Annotated in this window: 17 protein-coding genes and 2 pseudogenes; 2 read left to right on the top strand and 17 right to left on the bottom strand. The window is 53.1% G+C overall.

The window, feature by feature from the left end; all coding sequences use genetic code 11:
• Nucleotides 1-10: 10 nt before the first annotated feature.
• The 3 genes from ACLJRE_RS18260 to prpB all read right to left on the bottom strand — a co-directional run bounded on the left by ACLJRE_RS18260 (nt 11) and on the right by prpB (nt 3,669).
• Nucleotides 11-1,462, bottom strand: coding sequence for a bifunctional 2-methylcitrate dehydratase/aconitate hydratase (locus tag ACLJRE_RS18260; RefSeq protein ID WP_000107076.1), 1,452 nt, complete (start codon nt 1,460-1,462; stop codon nt 11-13).
• A gap of 39 nt (nt 1,463-1,501) precedes the next feature.
• Nucleotides 1,502-2,671, bottom strand: coding sequence for a 2-methylcitrate synthase (prpC, locus tag ACLJRE_RS18255; RefSeq protein WP_001285878.1), 1,170 nt, complete (start codon nt 2,669-2,671; stop codon nt 1,502-1,504).
• Between the two features lie 110 nt (nt 2,672-2,781).
• Nucleotides 2,782-3,669: a methylisocitrate lyase gene (prpB, locus tag ACLJRE_RS18250; protein WP_000052222.1), complete on the bottom strand. Its 888-nt coding sequence runs from the start codon at nt 3,667-3,669 to the stop codon at nt 2,782-2,784.
• A gap of 265 nt (nt 3,670-3,934) precedes the next feature.
• Here prpB and prpR point away from each other — a divergent pair, with 265 nt between their 5' ends.
• Nucleotides 3,935-5,560, top strand: coding sequence for a propionate catabolism operon regulatory protein PrpR (gene prpR / locus ACLJRE_RS18245; protein WP_000205267.1), 1,626 nt, complete (start codon nt 3,935-3,937; stop codon nt 5,558-5,560).
• A gap of 135 nt (nt 5,561-5,695) precedes the next feature.
• Here prpR and yahO read toward each other — a convergent pair whose 3' ends face one another.
• On the bottom strand, nt 5,696-5,971 hold the full coding sequence (yahO, locus tag ACLJRE_RS18240; protein ID WP_000848026.1) for a DUF1471 family periplasmic protein YahO: 276 nt from the start codon (nt 5,969-5,971) through the stop codon (nt 5,696-5,698).
• Nucleotides 5,972-6,202: 231 nt separating this feature from the next.
• Between yahO and ACLJRE_RS18235 the strand changes: the two genes are divergently transcribed.
• The gene (locus ACLJRE_RS18235; protein ID WP_023212886.1) at nt 6,203-6,835 is read left to right on the top strand and encodes a LysE family transporter; all 633 of its coding nucleotides are present in this window, start codon (nt 6,203-6,205) and stop codon (nt 6,833-6,835) included.
• A gap of 38 nt (nt 6,836-6,873) precedes the next feature.
• Here ACLJRE_RS18235 and foxA read toward each other — a convergent pair whose 3' ends face one another.
• The 13 genes and pseudogenes from foxA to golT form a co-directional block, all read right to left on the bottom strand.
• Nucleotides 6,874-8,982, bottom strand: a complete 2,109-nt coding sequence (gene foxA / locus ACLJRE_RS18230; RefSeq protein ID WP_115399616.1) for a ferrioxamine B receptor FoxA — start codon at nt 8,980-8,982, stop codon at nt 6,874-6,876.
• Between the two features lie 145 nt (nt 8,983-9,127).
• Complete coding sequence (gene foxR, locus ACLJRE_RS18225; protein ID WP_023212884.1) at nt 9,128-10,132, bottom strand: ferrioxamine uptake transcriptional regulator FoxR; 1,005 nt, start codon at nt 10,130-10,132, stop codon at nt 9,128-9,130.
• Between the two features lie 95 nt (nt 10,133-10,227).
• Nucleotides 10,228-10,420: pseudogene (locus ACLJRE_RS18220) on the bottom strand (hypothetical protein).
• Nucleotides 10,399-10,470, bottom strand: a pseudogene (locus ACLJRE_RS18215) (DUF2474 family protein); the annotation flags it as partial. The pseudogenes ACLJRE_RS18215 and ACLJRE_RS18220, both read right to left, overlap by 22 nt.
• Complete coding sequence (gene cydB / locus ACLJRE_RS18210; RefSeq protein WP_000151045.1) at nt 10,470-11,480, bottom strand: cytochrome d ubiquinol oxidase subunit II; 1,011 nt, start codon at nt 11,478-11,480, stop codon at nt 10,470-10,472. The pseudogene ACLJRE_RS18215 and the gene cydB, both read right to left, overlap by 1 nt.
• Nucleotides 11,477-12,880, bottom strand: coding sequence for a cytochrome ubiquinol oxidase subunit I (locus tag ACLJRE_RS18205; protein WP_000393711.1), 1,404 nt, complete (start codon nt 12,878-12,880; stop codon nt 11,477-11,479). The genes cydB and ACLJRE_RS18205 overlap by 4 nt, the downstream gene beginning before the upstream one ends.
• A gap of 116 nt (nt 12,881-12,996) precedes the next feature.
• A complete protein-coding gene (gene ssaA, locus ACLJRE_RS18200) occupies nt 12,997-13,098 on the bottom strand; it encodes a small effector SsaA (protein WP_000934834.1) in 102 nt (33 codons plus the stop codon).
• Between the two features lie 276 nt (nt 13,099-13,374).
• Complete coding sequence (locus tag ACLJRE_RS18195; protein ID WP_077944342.1) at nt 13,375-16,347, bottom strand: type III restriction-modification system endonuclease; 2,973 nt, start codon at nt 16,345-16,347, stop codon at nt 13,375-13,377.
• A 9-nt stretch (nt 16,348-16,356) separates the two neighbouring features.
• Complete coding sequence (locus ACLJRE_RS18190) at nt 16,357-18,315, bottom strand: site-specific DNA-methyltransferase (RefSeq protein WP_000910359.1); 1,959 nt, start codon at nt 18,313-18,315, stop codon at nt 16,357-16,359.
• Nucleotides 18,316-18,503: 188 nt separating this feature from the next.
• Complete coding sequence (locus ACLJRE_RS18185; protein ID WP_000288502.1) at nt 18,504-19,757, bottom strand: MFS transporter; 1,254 nt, start codon at nt 19,755-19,757, stop codon at nt 18,504-18,506.
• Nucleotides 19,758-20,048: 291 nt separating this feature from the next.
• A complete protein-coding gene (golB, locus tag ACLJRE_RS18180) occupies nt 20,049-20,243 on the bottom strand; it encodes a gold resistance metallochaperone GolB (RefSeq protein WP_001159470.1) in 195 nt (64 codons plus the stop codon).
• Nucleotides 20,244-20,320: 77 nt separating this feature from the next.
• Nucleotides 20,321-20,785: an Au(I) sensor transcriptional regulator GolS gene (gene golS, locus ACLJRE_RS18175; protein WP_001020590.1), complete on the bottom strand. Its 465-nt coding sequence runs from the start codon at nt 20,783-20,785 to the stop codon at nt 20,321-20,323.
• Between the two features lie 11 nt (nt 20,786-20,796).
• On the bottom strand, nt 20,797-23,085 hold the full coding sequence (golT, locus tag ACLJRE_RS18170; protein ID WP_023212882.1) for a gold/copper-translocating P-type ATPase GolT: 2,289 nt from the start codon (nt 23,083-23,085) through the stop codon (nt 20,797-20,799).
• Nucleotides 23,086-23,252: the final 167 nt, after the last annotated feature.

The raw sequence follows: 23,252 nt of genomic DNA, 5'->3' as shown, positions 1-23,252 counted from the left end.
GCTGGCTGGCTCAGATGACATATAAATCGAGGTATTCGTTAACCGGCATCTGCTCCAGGCGGGCTCTGTCCAGGGAGACATCCAGAATGCGTTGCTGCTGGCGAGTCGGGAACTGACGCGCCAGGTTTATTTTAAATTTTTCGATAAGCTTCGGAATACCGTCGGCGCGGCGACGCGCATGACCAATCGGATACTCCACGACAACCTCGCCAAAGCGTGAGCCATCAGTAAACTCCACGGTGATCGCATTGCCGATAGCACGTTTTTCCGGGTCGTGATAGTCGGCGGTAAAAGCCGGATCCTCATAACACACGATTTTCTCGCGCAGGGCGTCAATACGCTTGTCCTGCGCCACCTCGTCTTCATAATCCGCCGCGGTTAACCGTCCGAACAGCAACGGCACGGCGACCATATACTGGATACAGTGATCGCGGTCCGCCGGGTTATTGAGCGGGCCTTTTTTATCGATAATGCGGAGACAGGCTTCGTGGGTGCGGATGGTCACTTTCTCGATATCCGCTGCCGTTTTACCCGCGGCCTGCATCTGCTCATACAGCGTCATCGCCGCTTCGACGGCGGTTTGCGAGTGGAATTCTGCCGGGAAAGAAATTTTGAATAGCACGTTTTCCATCACGTAGGAGCCGTAAGGGCGCTGGAAACGGAACGTTTCACCTTTGAATGAAACGTCGTAGAAGCCCCAGGTTTTGGCGGTGAGCGCCGAGGGATAGCCCATCTCGCCGGTTTTCGCCATCAGCGCCAGACGTACCGCGCGCGAAGTCGCATCGCCCGCCGCCCAGGATTTGCGCGTACCGGTATTCGGCGCATGACGATAAGTGCGCAGCGACTGGCCGTCGACCCACGCCAACGATACCGCGTTGAGGATCTCATCGCGCGTCAGCCCCAGCATTTCAGCGACCACCGCGGTCGAGGCCACTTTGACCAGCAGCACATGATCAAGCCCGACACGGTTGAAGGCGTTTTCCAGCGCGATGCAGCCCTGAATTTCATGGGCTTTGATCATCCCACTCAATACCTGTTTCATGGTCAGCGGCGCTTTGCCGGCGGCGACGGCGTTACGTGACAACCAATCCGCAATCGCCAGAATACCGCCGAGGTTATCAGAAGGATGGCCCCACTCGGCGGCAAGCCAGGTATCGTTAAAATCGAGCCAGCGGATCATCGCGCCAATGTTAAAAGCTGCCTGTACCGGATCGAGCTGGAACTGGGTGCCCGGCACGCGTGCGCCGTTGGGCACCACCGTGCCTGGTACGATCGGCCCAAGCAATTTTTTACAGGCCGGGTATTCCAGCGCTTCCAGACCACAGCCGAGCGTGTCGAGCAGGCAATAATGCGCGGTGTCGTACGCCACCTTTGAGGTGATGTCGTAGTTCATCACGTAATCCACGATATCGACGATTTCGCGGTCAAATTCCGGGCGGATGTTCAGTTCTTGGGTAGACATAGGGTACGTTTCCTGCGTTTTATTTTTAATAAGAGTGAGTTAGCAACGATCGTCTATCGAGACAAACGGACGATCTTCCGGCCCGGTATAGTTGGCAGAGGGGCGAATAATCTTGTTGTCCTGACGCTGTTCAATAATGTGCGCCGCCCAGCCGGTAACGCGGGCGATGACAAACAGCGGGGTGAACATTTCGGTAGGGACGCCCATCATGTTGTAGGAGACCGCCGAAAACCAGTCGAGATTCGGGAACATCTTTTTGGTCTCCCACATCACCGTTTCCAGACGGTCGGCGATGTGGTACATCTTCAGCGAGCCGCCTTCTTCTGAAAGCTGTTTCGCCACCCGTTTGATCACCTGATGGCGCGGGTCGGCGATGGTGTAAACCGGATGTCCAAAGCCAATCACCACCTCTTTGTTTTCCACGCGTTTACGGATATCCGCCTCTGCCTCGTCCGGCGTTTCATAACGCTGTTGAATTTCCAGCGACACCTCATTCGCCCCGCCGTGTTTCGGGCCCCGCAGCGCGCCAATCGCGCCGATAATCGCGGAGTAGACATCCGAGCCGGTCCCGGCAATCACCCGGCTGGTAAACGTCGAGGCATTGAACTCATGCTCGGCATACAGCACCAGCGAAATATGCATCGCCTTTTCCCAGCTTTGGGTTGGCTTTTCACCATGCAGCAGATGCAGAAAATGGCCGCCGATGGAATCATCGTCGGTTTCCGGCTGAATACGTTCGCCGTTGTGGCTGTAGTGATACCAGTAAAGAAGGATAGAGCTGAGCGAGGCCAACAGCTTATCGGCAATATCGCGCGCGCCGGAGACGGTATGTCCCTCTTTTTCCGGCAGGGTGCAGCCCAGCGCGGAAACGCCGGTACGCATCACGTCCATCGGGTGCGAGGCCGCCGGTAACGCTTCCAGAACGGTACGGACATTGGCGGGTAATCCGCGCAGCGCTTTTAACTTGCTTTTATAAGCGTTCAGCTCGTCGCGGGTCGGTAATTTTCCGTGGATCAGTAAATGCGCGACTTCTTCAAATTCGCAGTGCTCCGCCAGATCGAGAATGTCGTAACCGCGATAGTGCAGATCGTTACCGCTTTTTCCCACGGTACACAGAGCGGTATTTCCGGCTGGTACGCCAGACAAGGCGACGGATTTTTTGGGCTTAATGACATGGTTATTATTTTGCAGGATCGTGGTGTCGCTCATAGTGTCCTCGTCATTTTTTTAATGTGTAGGGTATTGAGGCGTGTAAGCCGGATAAACGTAGTGCCATCCGGCATTGCCTGATGGCGGCTTCGCCTTATCAGGCCTACAGGCTACGATTTTTTATTCCTGTACAGCGCGTCCAGCTTCTCTTCGAACTGGTAGTAATTGATGCTTTCGTACAGCTCGTTGCGGGTTTGCATGATGTCGATCACGTTCTTTTGCGTCCCTTCCTGGCGCAGCACGGTATAGACTCTTTCTGCGGCGCGGTTCATGGCGCGAAACGCCGACAGCGGATAGAGCGCCATCGCCACGTGTGCGCTGCGCAACTCGTCGGTCGTAAACAGCGGCGTCGCGCCAAACTCAGTGATGTTGGCGAGGATCGGCACCTGCGCCACGTCGGCGAACTGGCGGTACATCGACAGTTCGGTGATCGCCTCCGGGAACAGCATGTCAGCCCCCGCATCCACGTAAGCCTGCGCGCGATCGAGAGCCGCCTCCAGCCCTTCCACCGCCAGCGCATCGGTACGCGCCATGATCACAAAGTTCGGATCGGTGCGCGCATCCACTGCCGCCCGAATTCTGTCTACCATCTCCTCTTTCGAGACGATCGCTTTGTTTGGACGGTGTCCACAGCGCTTAGCGCCAACCTGGTCTTCAATATGCAGCGCGGCGGCGCCCGCTTTGGCTATGGACTTTACCGTCCGCGCGACATTAAAGGCGGAGGAGCCAAAGCCAATATCCGCATCCACCAACAGCGGCAGCGGGCAAACATCCGTGATGCGACGGATATCGGTTAACACATCATCCAGCGTAGAAATCCCCAGATCCGGCAGTCCAAGCGAGCCTGCCGCTACGCCGCCGCCAGAAAGATAGATAGCCTGATACCCGGCCCGTTGGGCCAACAGAGCATGGTTAGCATTGATCGCGCCGACAATTTGTAATGGATTCTCTTTAGCGAGCGCGGCGCGAAATGCCTGCCCCGGCGAATGTAAAGACATATCTCGTCCTCATGTTAGTAAATTGTTACTCAAGATGTATTCACCAAAGCAAAGGCTATGCCAGGCAAAGAGGCAGCGAGAAAATTAAATACAATGAGATTTAAAAACAGGTGATTACAGTCATTTCTGTTATGAATAAGCGCGATTAAGGTAAAAGAAAAACGTGTCAGCTAACGTTTCATGAAACGAATCGTTCCGTTTCATTGCAACATTTATGAAACACGTTTAAAACAAAAAATCGCCCCTTAAAGATGAACCTACTGCGATGACGACTGCCCACAGCGCTCCGCGCGATAATAGCGATAAACCGGTGATCTGGACGGTCTCCGTAACGCGTCTGTTCGAACTGTTTCGGGATATCAGCCTGGAATTCGATCATCTGGCGACCATCACGCCTATTCAACTCGGCTTTGAAAAGGCGGTGACCTACATTCGCAAAAAACTGGCGACCGAGCGCTGCGACGCGATTATCGCGGCGGGTTCGAATGGAGCCTATTTAAAAAGTCGCCTGTCAATACCGGTGATCCTCATCAAGCCCAGCGGATTCGATGTATTACAGGCACTGGCGAAAGCGGGAAAGCTCACCTCGTCTATCGGTATCGTGACCTATCAGGAGACCATTCCGGCTTTACTTGCCTTTCAGAAAACGTTTCACCTCTGTCTTGAACAGCGAAGCTATGTCACCGAAGAGGACGCGCGCGGGCAAATTAACGAACTTAAGGCCAACGGTATTGAGGCTGTCGTCGGCGCGGGATTAATTACCGATCTGGCGGAAGAAGCGGGAATGACCGCCATCTTTATTTATTCTGCGGCGACCGTTCGTCAGGCTTTCCATGATGCGCTGGATATGACCCGTCTGACACGGAGACAGCGCGTGGATTACCCACCCGGCAAGGGATTACAAACCCGGTATGAACTGGGCGATATACGCGGCCAGTCGCCGCAAATGGAGCAGCTCCGCCAGACGATTACACTCTATGCCCGCTCCCGTGCGGCAGTGCTGATTCAGGGGGAAACAGGGACCGGAAAAGAGCTGGCGGCGCAAGCGATTCACCAGACGTTTTTTCACCGCCAGCCTCACCGTCAGAATAAGCCATCCCCTCCCTTTGTCGCCGTCAATTGCGGCGCGATTACCGAGTCGTTGCTGGAAGCGGAACTGTTTGGTTATGAAGAGGGTGCGTTTACCGGTTCACGACGAGGAGGCCGGGCGGGGCTGTTTGAAATCGCACACGGCGGCACGCTGTTTCTGGATGAAATCGGCGAAATGCCCTTGCCGTTACAAACCCGACTTTTGCGCGTACTGGAGGAAAAAGCCGTCACTCGCGTCGGCGGACACCAGCCGATCCCGGTGGATGTCCGGGTGATCAGCGCTACGCATTGCGATCTGGATCGGGAGATAATGCAAGGACGTTTTCGCCCCGATCTCTTTTATCGCCTGAGTATTCTGCGTCTGACGCTTCCTCCTTTGCGCGAGCGGCAGGCTGATATTTTGCCGCTGGCGGAAAACTTTTTAAAACAGTCGCTGGCGGCGATGGAAATTCCGTTTACCGAATCGATACGTCATGGATTGACACAGTGTCAGCCGCTTTTGCTGGCCTGGCGCTGGCCCGGTAATATTCGCGAACTGCGTAATATGATGGAGCGCCTGGCACTTTTTTTAAGCGTCGATCCCGCGCCAACGCTGGACAGGCAATTTATGCGGCAGTTATTACCTGAGCTTATGGTGAACACAGCAGAGCTGACGCCTTCAACCGTGGATGCGCACACGTTACAGGATGTACTGGCGCGCTTTAAGGGCGATAAGACCGCGGCGGCGCGTTATCTGGGGATTAGCCGCACCACTCTGTGGCGTCGTTTAAAAGCAGGTGCCAAAGACCAGTCGGGTAATTAAGACAAATGACAGCGTCCTGAATGCCTGATGGCGCTACGTTTACTGCAGGCCGTCATCCGGCAAAACGGATGCCGGTTGCCAGGAATAAAAATACCCGCCGGAAACCCAGGCGGGTATTTTTATGATGCAACGCTTTTATTTCTTTTTATAAATATCAGCCGTACCATGAATTTTATTTTCTGTCTGCCCGGACGTCAGCACCACCACATCCGCCCCTTTTTCATCCGCCTTTTTGATTAAATCTTCTCTGGCATCCAGCGGCGACATTTCCCCGGTGGTGGAAATCGTGCCAATTTTCGTGTATTCGGAGGCGACTTTATCAAAGTCTGTTTTTTTCATGATTTCTGCGGCATAAACGTTTGTCACGACAAACGCTAATGCGCCAAGCATAACCTTGTAGCCAGTTTTCATAGCAAAACCCTCGTTTTATTATTACGCCATCATCGCTTTATCAGAACAAAAAGGCCGTTCGGACTGATTAAATAAGTAGTGTAGATTGCTGGAAAAATCCAGTCAGCCCCCGCTCTGTCGGCGTAACAACGCGGATTAAAACGCCCCTGCTTTGTGATCTCTCTCGCAATCATCTGGTTTGACTATTAATAAGATGAAGGTTATTTCTTGAGGCTAAGAGAAGAGTTGCCTATGGAGCCGTTTCATGCCGTTGTGCTTACCGTCAGTCTGTTTGTGTTAACCTTTTTTAATCCCGGCGCGAATTTGTTTGTGGTGGTGCAAACCAGCCTCGCATCAGGACGCCGGGCGGGAGTCATCACCGGCCTGGGCGTCGCCACGGGAGACGCCTTTTATTCCGGGCTGGGGCTTTTCGGTCTGGCGACGCTCATTACGCAATGCGAAGCGGTATTTTCTCTTATCAAAATTGTCGGCGGCGCCTATTTATTATGGTTCGCCTGGAACAGTATTCGCGACCAGGCGACGCCGCAAATGAGCACGCTCCAGACGCCGATTGCCGCCCCGTGGACAATTTTCTTTCGCCGGGGATTAATGACCGATTTATCCAATCCGCAAACCGTACTGTTTTTTATCAGTATTTTTTCCGTAACGCTTAGCGCAGAAACGCCCACATGGGCAAGGTTAATGGCCTGGGCCGGAATTGTGCTGTCATCCGTTATCTGGCGTATTTTTCTCAGCCAGGCCTTTTCGCTCCCCGCAGTCCTCCGCGCTTATGGACGAATACAGCGCATTGCCAGCCGTGTTATCGGCGCCATTATCGGGATGTTTGCGCTCAGACTTCTCTATGAAGGCGTGACGCACCGCTAGTTTGCCCGGTAGCCTTTGCTACCGGACGATAAGCGTTATCAAAACGCCCATGACACGCTGCCTACAATGCTACGCTCGGCACCAAAATAACAATAAGAGAGCGAATTACAGGCAGCGACATAGCGTTTGTCTGTCAGGTTATTTACGTTGAGCTGGGCGCTCAAGCCATTTAACCCAATGCTGGATAAATCATACCCAACCACCATATCGACCAGTGTATAGGACGGCAAGGTGTGGGTATTCAGGCGATCGCTGGTCACGCCGTTGACGTACCGAATGCCGGAGCCCAAAGTCAGCCCCTCTAACAGACCGCTTTTCACATCGTAGCTTAGCCAGGCGCTGGCCTGGTTCCGTGGAGCATAAACCGCGCGCTTACCCTGTTCTTGCGGGCTACTTTTCTTATAACGGATATCAGTATAGGTATACGCCGCCTGCAAACGGACGCTATCCGACAAATGGCTAATGGCCTCCAGTTCAACCCCTTTAGACTCAATTTCACCAATCGAGCGGTACGGATCGGTAGGTTCTTCTTTGGTCGCGATATTGGTCTGGTTAATACGATACACGGCGGCGCTAAACTGGCTGTTCCCCCCCAGCGGTTCGTATTTTACCCCCGCCTCCCACTGCTTGCCTTTCATCGGTTCCAGCACATTGCCGTTTTCGTCGGCGAAGCTGGTCGGCGTAAACGCGGTAGAATAACTGAGATAGGGGGCGACGCCATTGTCGAACAGATAAAGCAACGCGGCACGGGTGCTGACGTTGTTTTTATCGAGATCGCTGCGTGAATCATGAAGTTTGTCGATGTTAGACACGCTGACCCGATCGTAACGACCGCCCAACGTAAAGCGCCAGCGATCCCATGACATCTGATCCTGTAAATAGTATCCGGTCTGCCGCAGCTTATGTTTTTCACGGCTATACAACGTAATGTAATCCGGCTGAGCGCCATAAACAGGGTTGAAAGCGTCAATCGGCGGAAACGCGCCATAATAGCCAGTAGTATGATTACTGCGATCCTGATAATCGATCCCCACCAGCAGACGATGATTAATCGCCCCGGTATCCACGCTGCCGTCGAGCTGATTATCCAGCGCGATAGCCGACATTTTCTCCCCGGAGCCGGAATAGCCGCGATTCAGCGCCGTTTCATTCAACCAACCTGCGGCATAGACCTGATTCAACGTCACTTTGGTATGCAAATAGCGCAATTTTTGCCGTACCGACCAGCCGCTATCGAACAGATGCTCAATGTTATAACCCACCATATTTTCACGGCGATCGTATTTGTCGTAGTCATCTTCACCTTCAAAGAAAGTGTTAGAAATTTTTCCGCCGTTATAAGGTACAACCGTGCCTTGATAAGGCAGTCCGGAGTGGCTACCGCCTTCCGGATCACGGTGCAGATAGGCCATAAGATCAAGACGCGTCCGATCGGTAATTCGCCAGGTCAGGCTCGGCAGCAGCGCATAACGTTCCTCTTTCAAGGGGGTAAACTGCGAATCGGCGTAACGTGTCATGCCGCTAAGACGCGCCGCCACACGTTCATTGTCATCCAGTGGGCCGGTCACATCAAAAGCCGCCCCGCGCTGGTTGTGATTGCCGGCAAACAGCTTCACCTCTCCCCCGGCATCAAACGCCGGTTTTCGCGACGTCAGCGCGACAATGCCGCCTGGCGATGAACGTCCATACAGAACGGACGCCGGGCCGCGTACCACCTCAATATCTTCCAGAAACCAGGGGTCAACCACCAACGAACTGTGTGAATTGGTGTCGCCCATCATTTTTAACCCGTCGAGATAGACGTTATCCAGACTACCGTCCGAAAAACCACGCAATACGATGTAATCAAAGCGGTTAGACGCGCCTATCTGATTACTGTATACGCCTGGGGTGTAGCTGACCGCCTGACGCACGCTGGTTGCGCCCTGCTCTTCAAACTGCTGGCGGGTAATAATGGATACCGACTGCGGCGTTTCAATATCTGGCGTCGCCAGCTTGGTCGCGCCACTCTGAACGGGCGAGGTGACAATGACGGTATCATTTTTTGTGGTTTCCTGGGCAAAAAGAGGAAAAGTCGCGCCGCCGATAGCTCCGCCTATCAATAGCGCCATACGCGTTGTCGCAAACATGAACATCTCCAAAGGCATCTTTATTGTAAATAAGAATTATTACCTTTTAGAGATGACGGACCACTATGCGTAACGCCAGATTGCCTATGCGCAATGATAAAAAATCACCCAAAGCGGCAGAAAACCGGGTTAGCGGCGGATATTACCGCTCTGGCGGAGCGCGTTACGCACAGTGTCGGGACGCCGTCAGAGACGCGTCACGCAGCTCGCCGGGCGAGCAGCCATAACGCCGACGAAATGCCGTCGCAAAGTTTGTGGCATGTTGATAGCCTGACATCCAGGCGGCCTGCTGCACGCTGTATCCCTCCATCAGATAACGACGCGCGCGCGCCAGGCGGCAATCGCGCAGATAATCAAACACGGTACACCCATAGGCATGGCGAAACTTGCACCGCAGGCTACTTGGACTCATTGCCGCCCGACGCGCCAGTTCGTTCAGCGTGTAGGCTTTTTCCGGCGTCTGCTCCAGTAAACGCCGAATGAGCTCCAGCCGCTGATATTCACCGGTGACGGGAAGTCCGCGTTTTTGCGTTGCGGGCTGACATAGATTTAGCGCATAGCCCAGCAATTGCAGCATGATGCCTTCCAGCATTAACTGACGTGACGCCGTATGAGGTCCGGGCTGCTGCGCATAACGTAGCCCTGAAAGCAGAAACTCCGGCACCTGCCAGACCCTCGCCGAGGCCGCGCTACGTTCCCACTCGTCTGCCAGCGAGACAGGCAAACGCTCCCGCCATCCGCCGTCCGGGTACATTCCCAGCGATAAGGTGCGCAATTTACTGTCTGCGCCGTGATGGGCGCGTATCGTCTGCTGCTCACTCAGTTGCGAGCAAAACGCCATCCCCGCGCTCAACAAAAAGGTCTGCTCATTGACAGCCAGCGCGACGTTACCTTCCAGCACCACCAGCATATACAGCGGACTGCTATGGCGAGAGGTGGTTTCATAAGGTTGTAACACGTGAACATCCGAGCGTGTAATGCAAATCCCGCCGGGAAGCGCTATCTCTTCGATATCGCCATGAAGTACGGGACTACTCTGCGTATACTGCGGTAACGCAGGGAAGCGGTAATCAATGCCATAACGCTCGCCAAACGCGATGAAGTCGCTGACGGAAAAGATCTTTTTCATCGCCGGGGCGACGGAAGAGTGACAGGAGATCGGAGACATTATCAATACCGTTTATCTGCGTTATACCAGAGCGTTAGCCACTGTGTAACCATATCACTGCGGCCCGGGAACGACAATAAAGATGAGAATAATTATCAACCGCCATTGAGGGGAGAGATAAGGCGAGCAAAGGTGATCGATAAACGCCGATCTGTCGATAAAAACGCGCTTTCGCCAGCGACGAAAGCGCGTCCGGGGGGTATCAGTCAGGAGCGAAATCCTGCGGAGGTCATGAGCAGTCTGAACAACATTCCGACGCCCGCCAGCAGAAGCACGCTGGCGCACCATATCGCGACCATCCATACGACTCGCCGCGACCATTTTTTCACTTTAACCATCAGTGATATCCCTCACCATGTCGCACTTTTCCACGGAAGACGTAGTAGCTCCAGAAGGTATAAGCCAGAATAATCGGGATGATTATCAGCGCCCCAACCAGCATAAAGCTTTGACTTTGCGGCGGCGCGGCGGCGGCATACAGCGAAATATCCGGTGGAATAATATTCGGCCAAATACTGATGCCTAACCCGCTGAACCCCAGAAAAATCAACCCTAGCGTGAGAATAAATGGACGCGCATGGGATTCTGGTTTTTTCACGCTGCGCCATAGCCAGATGCTAAAAGCCAGCACCAGCACAGGCACCGGCAGGAAGTAGTATAAATTGGGCAGCGTGAACCAGCGCTCGGCGATGTCGTCGTGGGTGAGCGGCGTCCACACGCTGACGCCTCCCATCACCAGCAACAAGACGATCAACAACGGGCGCGACAGCGCGCACATCCGGCTATGCAGTGGATCTTCGCTTTTCATAATCAGCCAGGTAGCGCCCAGCAGCGCATAGGTGACGACCAGACCGACGCCGCAGAACAGGTTAAACGGTGTCAGCCAGTCAAGCTGCGAACCGCTAAAGGTTCGCCCTTCCACCTGAAAACCGCTCACCACCGCCCCCACCACAACCCCCTGGGCAAAGGTCGCCAGGATTGACCCGACGATAAAGGATTTATCCCAGAACGCGCGATGCGACTCGGTGGCTTTAAAACGGAATTCAAAAGCGACGCCGCGAAAGATAAGACCAAGCAGCATAACCACCAGCGGGATAGTCAGCGCGTCGGTGATGACGGCATAAGCCAACGGGAACGCGCCAAAAAGCCCGGCGCCGCCCAGCACCAGCCAGGTTTCGTTCCCGTCCCATACCGGCGCGACCGAGTTCACCATAACATCGCGATCGTGTTTATCGCGAATAAACGGAAACAGGATACCGACGCCCAGATCGAACCCATCCATTACGATATACATCAGCGTGGCGAACACGATAATAGCAAACCAGATAACCGGAAGATCGATGGTCATTCGCGTTTCTCCTGCTCAAGCGATTCTCCCACGGCAGAGATAGGACGCGCTGGTCTGCCATCGGTTTCAGCGGTCGGTGTCTCCGCCGGCTGCGGCCCTTTCTGGATAAGGCGAATCATATAAATATAGCCAACCCCAAAGACCAGGGAATAGACCACAAAGAAGGCCAGCAAACTGATGCTCATCTGCAAGGTGCTGTGCGCGGAAACCGCATCACGCGTTCGCAGCAGGCCATAGACCACCCACGGCTGACGTCCTACTTCAGTCGTCACCCATCCGGCAAGGATGGCGATAAGCCCGGACGGCCCCATCCACAGCGCAAAGTGCATAAAGGGCCGCGAATGATACAGTCGGCGTCGGTAGCGTAGCCACAGGCTGGCCAGCCCCAGGAAGATCATCAGTACACCCATGCCCACCATCAGACGGAAAGACCAGAACACCACGGTAGAGTTGGGGCGATCCTCTTTGGGATAATCTTTTAGCGCAGGCACCTGTTTGTCCAGGCTATGCGTCAGGATCAGACTGCCCAACGCCGGGATCTCAAGCGCATAGCGGGTCCGTTCCGCCTCCATATCCGGCCAGCCTACCAGCGTAAGCGGCGTTGGCTCGCCGGGCGTATTTTCCCAGTGCCCCTCAATCGCGGCGATTTTGACCGGCTGATGCTTCAGGGTATTAAGGCCGTGCATATCGCCAATCAATGCCTGAACGGGCGCCACCACGACCGCCATCCATAACGCCATCGAGAACATACGGCGGATAGCCGGCGTATCGTTACCTTTCAGTAAATGCCAGGCAGCGGACGCGCCGACAAACATCGCGCTACTTAAAAACGCCGCAACGGACATATGCAACAGGCGATACGGGAACGACGGGTTGAAAATCACCGCGAACCAGTCCACCGGGACCACCTGACCGTTGTGAATTTCAAATCCCTGCGGGGTATGCATCCAGCTGTTAGACGCCAGAATCCAGAACGTCGACATTAACGTGCCCAACGCCACCATACAGGTAGACAAGAAATGCAGGCCCGGCCCGACTTTGTTCCAGCCAAAAAGCATCACGCCTAAGAATCCCGCTTCCAGGAAGAATGCGGTGAGCACTTCATAGGTTAATAAAGGCCCGGTGATACTGCCGGCGAACTGGGAGAAACCGCTCCAGTTCGTTCCGAACTGGTAAGCCATGACCAGACCGGAGACCACGCCCATCCCGAAGTTGACGGCAAAAATTTTGAGCCAGAACTGATAGAGCGAGCGCCAGACAGGATTACGCGTTTTTAGCCATAAACCCTCCAGTACCACCAGGTAACTGGCTAAGCCAATCGTAATCGCGGGGAAAATAATATGAAAAGAGACGGTAAAGGCAAACTGGAGTCTCGCTAAAAAGAATGCATCAAACTCCATATTCCCTCCCGTTTATATATAGTCACTTCGTGTAAAATATTCACTGTTCGCAACCAGGTTGAAACGAAACGGTTATTTTCCCCAAACGTAAAAACGTCGGGGAATATCCAGATAAATTACGATTTTTTTTGCGGCTGGCTGTCAGGCTTATCGCCCGACTCTGGCGCTTCGGAGGGGTCGTCTTTTTCGACAGCGAAACGGTAGTATCTATTTAGCATAACATGTCTCCCTTAGTTACATTCAATTGGCAATATCTACCTGGCCGTTATAAAAATAACGGCAAAACAAAAAAACAGCGTCCTCAAGACTATTTGCAATTTCAGCAAAATACGCTTAGCTGAAAGTTAAGAATAGACGTAAAACGATAACCTTCAAGTCAACGCGGTTTACGGGACGGGGGATTAGCACAGGGAGAATGACCGCAACGCTCGCTGCGCGGCGGCCATTTTATATGGTCTATCAAAAAGATAACCGTTAAGGTCCATTCAAACCCGTTAGTTTACCTTCCCCTCAATCAAGCCATTGATCGTAGAAAATACCGCTGGCGCGCTGGTTGCTTCCGCAAACTCGACATTGATATTTTGCCGACGCAGCATATCGAAGAATTTACGTTGCGCATCAAGAATAACCTGATCGCCTACGCGCATATTTTCTGCTTTAGTTTCAACCAGTAAATAAACGCTGTCGGCGTCCTGACGCTCAATACGGTACACAAAATCCGGCGTAGTAGAGCCCCCCGTATATTTGGGGATCTGAATGGCCCGCTTAGGCAGTTTGCCAAACACAGAAACCTGTTGCGGATAATCGTATTTTAATAGCGGCAATTCTGGATCGACGCTGTCATAACGCAACGGCGGTATTTGATAGAGAGAACGGGGATCGTCTATCGCATTCTCATCCACATTTTTCCCCACAATTTCAGCGCTAATCTCCTCTCTGAACTGCCGTGCCGTGGAATCAAATACCGACGTTGAAGCCTGAAAATCGAGAGGCAGATAATCGTGGCGCTGCGCAAAATGCGCATTAATCCGTGTCTGTAACGCGCGGGTCATATTGTCCAACGAGATCTCGCTTAAATAGCGTGAATCTCCGTGTAAAACATCACGCAGCATCGCCATTAACACCGGGTGCAGGACGTTAACCGGCAGACTGGTACGTAACGCCAGTTGCTTAAGAAAATGGCCATATTTCATGCCCGCCATAAATTCGCTGGCGGCTAATTCGCCTTCCCGCTGCGCCACTTCAAAACGGCCATTATCTTCATTCGATACCAGCCGTTGTTGCACCTGGCTTGGCTTCTGGCGTATATACAGCGCCGGATCGCGCAGCACCTCGGCGGCAATCTGTTCCAAAGAAGCGCCGCTACGCTCGAATTGCAGCATATAACGGCGGGAAAACTGCTCCCAGATACTGCTAAGTTGTTCCCAATTCTCTTTGCGTAACCTGACTCGCAGTCGGGAGGCGGGCTTATTGTCACGAATGCGATCCGCTCGCACCCGCGCCTGCGTCAGCTCAGGATAGAACTCCAGTAGCCACGCAAAACCACTTTTAGTTTCCCCGTTAAGCGTGACGCTGGGTTTAAACTCATTACTCCGGTTGATCAGTTTTTTATCATCCAGATCTTCCAGCAAACGAAGCTCCGTAAACGCAGGATCGACTTTTTGTCGCTCGGTGACGATGAGTGTGATCATCACCTCATCCAGTTTCTGCTCGTTAAGCTGAACTTTGCTGTCGCGATTAATCTCATCAACCAGCATACTGGCAAACGTTTTTTCATCATAACCAATCAGAAACGACAGCCGGGACGGCCACTCTTCCTGATGAACGCGATGACCGTTTTCATCTACCGGTAGCCGCAGACCGCGCCCCACTTCCTGAATTTTGCTCGACTCGCTACCGGAAGAACGTAATTTAGCAATGACAAAAACATTCGGGTTATCCCAGCCTTCGCGAAGCGTCCATTTTGAAAACAGAAAGCGGCGCGTTTCCCAGTTGCCGTGATGGTCTGAAAAACTGAGCAACTTCTCTTTATTTTTCAGAATATCATCTACCTCAGCCTGGATCGCCTCATCGCCGCTTCCGCGGTCTTCGCCAAAGTAACCAGCGTGGACGTTTTGGTTATCCGAGTGCAGGCTGGCGAGCGTGGCCTGCAGAAACGACAGATACTCCACTTCTCGCGGCAGGGTCTTGCGCTGATAATCGTCAATCAGTTGCGTCAGTTTCTTTTTCAGCAAACGCTCAAAAGTGACTTTCAACCAGCCTTCGTCATCACGATAGCTTTTAATACTGTCAATAAAGAAAAGGCTTAAGGTCTTAATACGCGGGGCATTATTTTCTGGCTCATTGCTGCGTAAGAAATTTGCCTGCTCGGTATCAAAATGCTTATCAATGGCGTCCTGAATAATCAGTTCCTGGTAGCTTGCGCCAAAGGTTCCTGGCACCAGCGCCATCCCTGCCTCCAGCTCCAGATCGTTCGACAACATTTTACTGCCGGCATATTCAATACTGCCCTCAAATCCTGCATCGACATCGGCGAGATTTTCGCCCACGCCAACCTCGGCAATTTTGCTCCCCCGTCGGAGGATTAATTTCTTTGCCGTGACGCTGTCAACGATATAACGATTGTTGGCCTGTTCTTCGGGGAGATTTGGGTAATAAATATCAATACCTTTCACCAAACCATCGTTAAAACTGTCCACCGCGTTGAGATCAAACTGCGGTTGCCGGCGATAGTAATCTTTACGTACACATTTATTTTTACCCTTACCTTCGACAATATCCGGGAAGGTAGCGCCAAAGCGGACGATCATTTGCGGCTGAATGGCCTGAATCGCTCGATAAAATTTGTTATCTCGCGCAAAACGATGCGGTTCATCAATAATGACCACCGGTCGCGTCATTTGCAGCCCTTTAACAGGCGACGTCAGTCCGCCCAGGAGCGTTTGATCGTAATCGTCTCGCGTCATACTGGCGGAATTGAGCATTTGCGCATTGATCAGCAAAACCTGAATCGTATGGCTATCACGACGGCTGGCATCGGTAAAACTTAATAGCTGAGCCGGAAAATTTTTACGCCCCGACTTTACTTTAAAATCACCGGCGTTAATGGTGCAAAGTTCCATCCGCGTATTTTCGTAGAACTGTGAAAAATGCTGTCTGGCGTAATCGCTGGTGATAAAGTTCCGCGCGCCTTCTTTAATGGCTGGCGTCGGCACCACCAGCACAAATTTGAAGAGGCCGTAGTTCTGATGCAGTTCATACATCAACCGGGTATAGACATAGGTTTTGCCCGTCCCGGTCTCCATTTTAACGTCAATATTGGCCTTATCGTCGTAACGTTCCTTAATCAGCGGATTAGCATAGTGATTATGATCGGCCTGCGCGTGATCGATACCGGTGAAACTCGCCAGAATCGCCGCTAACGCCTGTTCCTGATGGGGAAGTTCTTCCAGTAAAATATTCATCATCATCCCCTCTTAATAACGCTTCACCAGGTTCACTTTTTGATCAAGCTGTTTTAAGCCGATTTCCAGTTCACGAATGGATTCAAGGTCGAAAGAGTAGCCGTAAATGACAATGGTCTGAACCGGAAGCTGGTGCGTACCAATGTGGTTGAGAAGATCGCGGGTCTGCTCGGTTCCCCATCGTTCATCAATCAGATACAGGCGCGTATTATCAACATACCTGGCGCAATAGCCGGAAAAATCAATGGTCTGTACGTCAATATCCATTTTATAACCATCGGCGACCAGCCATGTCGTTAATAAGGTCTCTTCGCCGCTTGCGCCGCCCGGCACGCCCAATCCTCTGGCGGAAAAAGGATTGATCATGTCGGTAAATCCTGACTCGGTGAAAGCGGCCAGTTGACCGCTGGTATTGATAAAATGGCCGGTAGCAATATCGAAGCTATCCAGATCGTCCAGCGTCTGCTGTGTCGGAGTGGCAAAACGATAATGTTTAAAACCGAGGTCGCTATTGGCCGCGGGATTGTTGGCGCGGATCTTCGCCGCAACGCGTGTAATTCGCTCGCGGCTGATTTCATCAATAGTGTTATAACCTGCTTTTTTCGCGATAGTGTTATTGCTTAATGCCTGATCGATAGTACACAGAATAAACGTGCGCTGCCCCCCATCTTCTTCATTCAGCGCCATCACCGCATGGGCCGTAGTGCCGGAACCGGCAAAAAAGTCTAGGACGACGCCGTCTTTATCGATAGCGAGCTTGATGATTTTCTTCAATAATGCGGTCGGTTTCGGCGTATCAAAAACGTTGTCGCCGAAGAGATCCAGAATCTCCTTTTTCCCCTCTTTATTCGACGCTACGTTATCCCAGTAATTGGTCGTTGGCTGCCCTTTACTGTGGTGCGCGTACATGACTCGCTGGGGAATACCGCCGTTATCTTTGCCAAAATAGACCAGATTATCGGCCACCAGTTTTTGGTAACTGGCTTCAGGATAAGCCCATAGTCTTTCGTGTACCGTACCGTTCGGCGTGGTAATTTTATAGGTATAGCCGCCGCCGCTCAGCCCTTTTGACACCGTTAACGGCACCGGTCGCCATTTCCCTTCTGGAAACTGTTCGGTCGGTTCTTTATAGGATTTCTGAATATACTCTTTAGAAAGCGGTTCTAAACGTAAAGCGCCCTGACCGGTTTTGGCGTAAACAAGAATGTATTCCCCCTGGATGGAAACGTTATCAGAGTCGTTAGAAATCTCTTTTTTGCGCTTCCACATCACATTGGTGACAAATCCGCCTTCGCCAAAAATCTCATCCATCATTAATTTAAGATTGGCGTACTCATTATCGTCGATAGAGATAAAAATAAATCCGGTATCTTTCAGGAGCTTCCTGGCCAGGAAAAGACGCGGATACATGAAAGATAACCACGCGGAGTGCGTCGATTTACCCTGAATGGATTTTAAACGTGCCAGTTCAGTATCATTAAGACCAAACATATCCTGCAACGCCCGATCGCTATATTCAAAATGATCGGGATAGACAAACCCGTCCGACCCGGTGTTATAAGGGGGATCGATATAGATCATATCGACGGTATCGGCGTAATTATTTTGCAGATGGCGTAACACATCCAGATTATCTCCGGTCAGAAAAAGATTATGGCTGTTTTTATTTTCTGCCAGAGTATTGTGTTCCACGTCAGGAACGATAACGGTAACGGATTTTTCACCCGCCTGTTTTTTTGCGTAATCTTTGCCAATAAAATCAATCTGATAACCGCTAGTCAGCTCATCAATATTACGCGCTTTCAACGCGCGCTCAAATTTGGCGAGATCAAATCCGCCTTTCGCGATCAGTTCGCCCTGCTCGTTATAGCGATCGGCGGTAAAAAATTCCGGTAATGCACGTTGTAACTCAGACAGAAAGGCGCTATTCGGGGCAACAGACTCGTTGTGTTTTTGGTTATCTTTCAACATGATATCTTCGCTCCGTTGACAATTTTAAGGTCCAACAATCAATTTCTTATAAAGAAAAAAGTAAGCGATGATTGTAATGGTCACGAAAGGCAGATGCCATCATTAACCTTTGTTGTTCGTTGAAAGGGCGTAAAAACCACAGGAGGAAGGAGCGCTCCCGGCGACAGTATGCGCCAGGAGCGTAGTGTTTACGTGCGATGACCGATGGCCGACTCCGGGAGGGCGTCGCTATCTGTACCGGAGATGACGACTCCCCGGGTCTCGCGACCAAATGCCACAAATACACAGATTAAAATAGCCACCGCGCCAGCCACGATCGCCATTGCCAACCCGTAATTGCCACCATGCGTTTCCGCGATGCGGGCCTGTAACGTCGCATTAACCGACGCCAGTAAATTACCGAGTTGGTAAACAAACCCTGGCAGTACAGCGCGCGCATTCGCCGGAACCAGCTCGTTCAGCCAGGTCGGCACGACACCCCAGGCGCCCTGCACCATAAACTGCATCAGGAACGCGCCCAGGCCAATCGTGAATGATCCGCTGGAAAATGCCCATAGCGGGAGTACCGGAAGCGCAAGAAAGGCGGCGATCATGATCGCTTTTTTACGCCCAATACGTTCCGATAGCGTACCGTAGAAAATACCGCCGAGCATGGCGGCAATGTTATAAAAAATCGCAATGATACTGATCAGATGCGGATCAAAACCATGCTGCATCTTCAGGAAGGTAGGATAGAGATCCTGCGTGCCGTGACTGAAAAAGTTAAAGAACGCCATGACCAGCACCAGATACAGACACAACTTCCACTGTTTGCGCAGAACAGGAAGCAGCGCGGTATTCTCTTTACGCGCTCTGGCCGCCAGCCAGACGGGGGATTCCGGCACTTTAAACCAGATATAAGGCAGCAAGACAACAGGCAGGGCGCCAATCAGGAACATGCCGCGCCAGCCTACCATACTGTAGAAGAGGCCAAAAATAACCGAGGCGAACAGATAGCCGCAGGGATAGCCCGCCTGAAAAATGCCCGACATCAGGCCACGCGAACGATCGGGAATGGTTTCCATCGCCAGTGATGACGCAACGCCCCATATCCCGCCCATCGCCACGCCGTACATGACCCGAAAAATCAGAAATGCCATGAAGGTGGGCGACCAGGCGGAAAGCAGTTCAAACACCGTAAAGAACAGAATATTGAGCATCAGTATCGGTCGACGTCCGTACTTTTCCGCCATTCGGCCAAATAGCAGCGCGCCAATGGGACGTACCGCCAGGGTCAGCATAATCGCAATGGAAACGTCCGATACGGAAGCGTGAAACCATTCGGCGAGATCGCTAAGTACAAAGACAAGGATAAAGAAATCAAACGCATCCAGCATCCAACTGGTAAAGCTGGCAAACGCCACATGTCGTTGTGTCGTCGTCCAGTTCAGGGGGGTGTACATAGGTAGTGTCCTGCATCAAAAAATAACATCAAGCTTTGAAGCGGCGAAACGCTGGAGCGCTCCCGTCGTCAAAGCGACGTAACAAGGTAGCGTTGCGCTACTTATTTGTTATCTTTTTGTATATAGCAGGTAAAATGTTAGCAAAAATAGACAAATCATTACATATTATTAACAAAGCTTACTGGCACATGATTTGTCACATTTTTTATGGGGATTATCTCACACAAAGAAAAGCGAAGCGTGGCTAGCGTATCGCGACCGGCCTGTCGCCAGACCGATCGCCATTGCCGATTACCTCTCGCGCGGCGGGAAACCGGCCTTTTGCAGGGCGGCGGCAATTTGCTCCGCGGATAGCGATGTTTCAACGTCAACCAGACGCGTCGCCGGGTCGGTTCTCACCGTCGCATTAGCATCGAGAGTCAGAATCGTCTTTTTTACCGTACTGGCGCAGCCGCCGCAGGTCATGTCATCAATATGGAACTGCATAGTGAACTCCTTTTGTGTGGGAACTGTTGCCAGTCTGGGCCTTGCCAGTGTTGGAAGGTCAAGCGTAATCTCAGGACTTACAGACGCTTTGCCAGTCCGTGGCGACGAGGACGACGCAATACCGCTCCGGTACGCGCCTCCGGCTCGCTATCGTCAGGTTGTCCAAGCGTATGCAGAATGGGGCAATCTGGCAGCGCGTCGCCGGCGCAGCAGTGAATCAGCGCTTTGAGGGTTTGCGCCATGTGCTGCATGTTCTGGATACGTCTGTCCAGTTCATCAATGTGCGTCTGCGCCAGGCGTTTGACGTCAGCGCTTTGCCGCGACTGGTTATTCCAAAGATTCAGTAAGTCGCTGATTTCAGCAACTGAAAAGCCGAGGTCGCGCGCGCGGCGTATAAAATGCAATTGATTAACATCAGCCTGGGTATAGGCCCGATAGCCGGAATCCGTCCGACTTACCGCGGGAATCAGACCAATCTGTTCATAGTAGCGAATCATTTTGGCCGAGACTTTCGATGCTTTAGCTGCTTTACCGATGTTCATGACGCTCCTCCTCATGTCGTGGATGTGTCGGATGGGGTTGTCATCGGCGCCCGGAAACGGCGCAGCCGCAAAGCGTTGCCCAGCACGAACACGCTCGACATCGCCATCGCCCCTGCGGCGAATACCGGGGACAATAATATGCCCCAGACCGGAAATAGCGCGCCTGCCGCGACAGGAATCAGCGCCGTATTGTAAGCAAAGGCCCAGAACAGATTCTGGTGGATATTGCGGATGGTCGCTTTAGACAGCGCGATAGCATTCGGCACGCCTTGCAGGTTGCCGGACATTAGTACGACGTCGGCGGATTCCACCGCCACATCGGTGCCGGTGCCAATCGCCAGCCCCACGTCGGACTCCGCCAGCGCTGGCGCATCGTTGATGCCATCGCCGACAAACGCCACCTGCCCATACGCCGCTTTCAGGCGCCGTATCGCCTCGACTTTCCCTTCCGGCAATACCTCGGCAACCACGTCATCAATCCCTAACTGTCTGGCGATAGCCTGTGCCGTGCGGGCATTATCGCCAGTGATCATGGCGACCTTAATGCCGAGCTGATGTAAAGCGTTAATTGCGGCGGGCGTACTGGGTTTGATCGGATCGGCCACGGCGATAATCGCCGCCAGTTGACCGTCAATAGCCGCATAGAGCGGCGATTTCCCTTCCTGTCCTAACCGTTCGGCGGTGGTGGCGAAGCCGCTAATATCCACGCTAATTTCGTGCATATAGCGATCGGCCCCCACGTCAACACGCGTACCGTCAACGGTAGCGTATACGCCCATCCCGGTCACCGATTCGAAGCCGCTCATGCCTGGTAGCGCGATCCCTTCCTCTTCTGCCGACACGACAATCGCACGGGCAATCGGATGCTCTGAGCGCGATTCTACCGCCGCGACTTTCGCCAGCACCTCACGGCGTTCAAAGCCGCTGGCCACGTTGAGATCGGTCAGTACCGGGCGGCCTTCGGTAAGCGTCCCGGTTTTGTCTACGGCCACCACCTTAGCGTCTTTGAGTAGCTGTAACGCCTCCCCCTTACGGAAAAGCACGCCCATTTCCGCCCCACGACCGGTTCCCACCATAATGGAGGTCGGCGTCGCCAGGCCCATCGCGCAAGGACAGGCGATAATCAGAACCGCAACGCCATTGATCAGAGCGAAAGTCAGCGCTGGCGACGGCCCAAACGCCAGCCATACCACAAAGGTCAGCGCAGCAATAAGCATTACCATCGGGACAAACCACAGCGTCACTTTATCCACGACGGCCTGAATCGGCAGTTTTGAACCCTGCGCCTGTTCCACCAGACGAATGATTTGCGCCAGCATGGTCTGTCCGCCGACGGCGGTCGCCCGCAGCGTGAGCGCGCCTTTTTGGTTTACGGTACCGCCCACCACCGCGCTTCCTGCGGATTTCTCTACCGGTATCGGTTCGCCGGTAATCATCGACTCGTCAACGAAGTTGCGGCCTTCGGTCACTTCGCCGTCAACCGGTATCCGCTCGCCTGGCCGAACCTCCACACAGTCGCCCAGCACAACCTCGTCGACAGGGATATCCACGATGCGGCCCTCGCGTAACACATGCGCGACCCGCGCCTGTAGCCCCACCAGACGTTTAATCGCTTCGGAAGTCCGCCCCTTCGCCCTTGCCTCCAGAAAGCGCCCCAGCAGAATAAGCGCGACAATCACTGCGGCGGCCTCGTAATAGACGTTTACCGTCCCTTCAGGCAACAGGTCGGGCGTAAAGGTCGCCACCAGCGAGTAGCCGAATGCCGCTGCGGTTCCCACGGCGACCAGCGAGTTCATGTCCGGCGCCAGACGCGCCAGCGCCGGGAACCCTTTAAGGTAAAAACGGCGACCGGGGATCGTCAGCACCAACAGGGTCAGTGCAAATTGCCAGTACCAGCTTTGTTGCAGGCCAATCGTTTTTATCACCCACTCGTGCATACCAGGAATAAGGTGCGAGCCCATTTCAAGCACAAAAACGGGGAGCGCCAGCACGCTGGCGAGAATCAGATCGCGCTTCAGCCTGACGCGCTCGGCCTCTTTTTTCTCTTCAGAGTCGTCTTCGCCCTGCCCCGCCGTCTCTACCGGTCGCGCCTCATACCCCGTTTTTTCAATCGCCGCGATCACCGCCTCCGCCGACGCCGTCCCGCGGACGGTGGCGCGCTCCGTCGCCAGATTCACCGTAGCGTCCGTTACGCCAGGCACAGCCTTAATACCTTTTTCAACGCGAGCGACGCACGACGCGCAGGTCATACCTTCAATAAGCAAGCTTATCGTGTCGTGACGATTTTCTGACTGACTCATGACGAGTTCCCCATCCTGACTATTCGGTATCAGAAAGCCTAAAGCTTGCCATTGTGGGAAGGTCAAGCGTATTCAGGCTGCACGGTTCGGCGAGAATGTGAGATGGCTCATAAAAGAGGATGATGCGAGACATTTACGCCACGATGCCGACCCACGCCCCGTAAAAA

The organism is Salmonella sp. SAL04157 (assembly GCF_046551635.1).
GTDB lineage: Bacteria > Pseudomonadota > Gammaproteobacteria > Enterobacterales > Enterobacteriaceae > Salmonella > Salmonella enterica.
The sequence above is the reverse complement of the archived record's forward strand: the minus strand, read 5'-3'. Positions and strand labels throughout refer to the sequence as shown.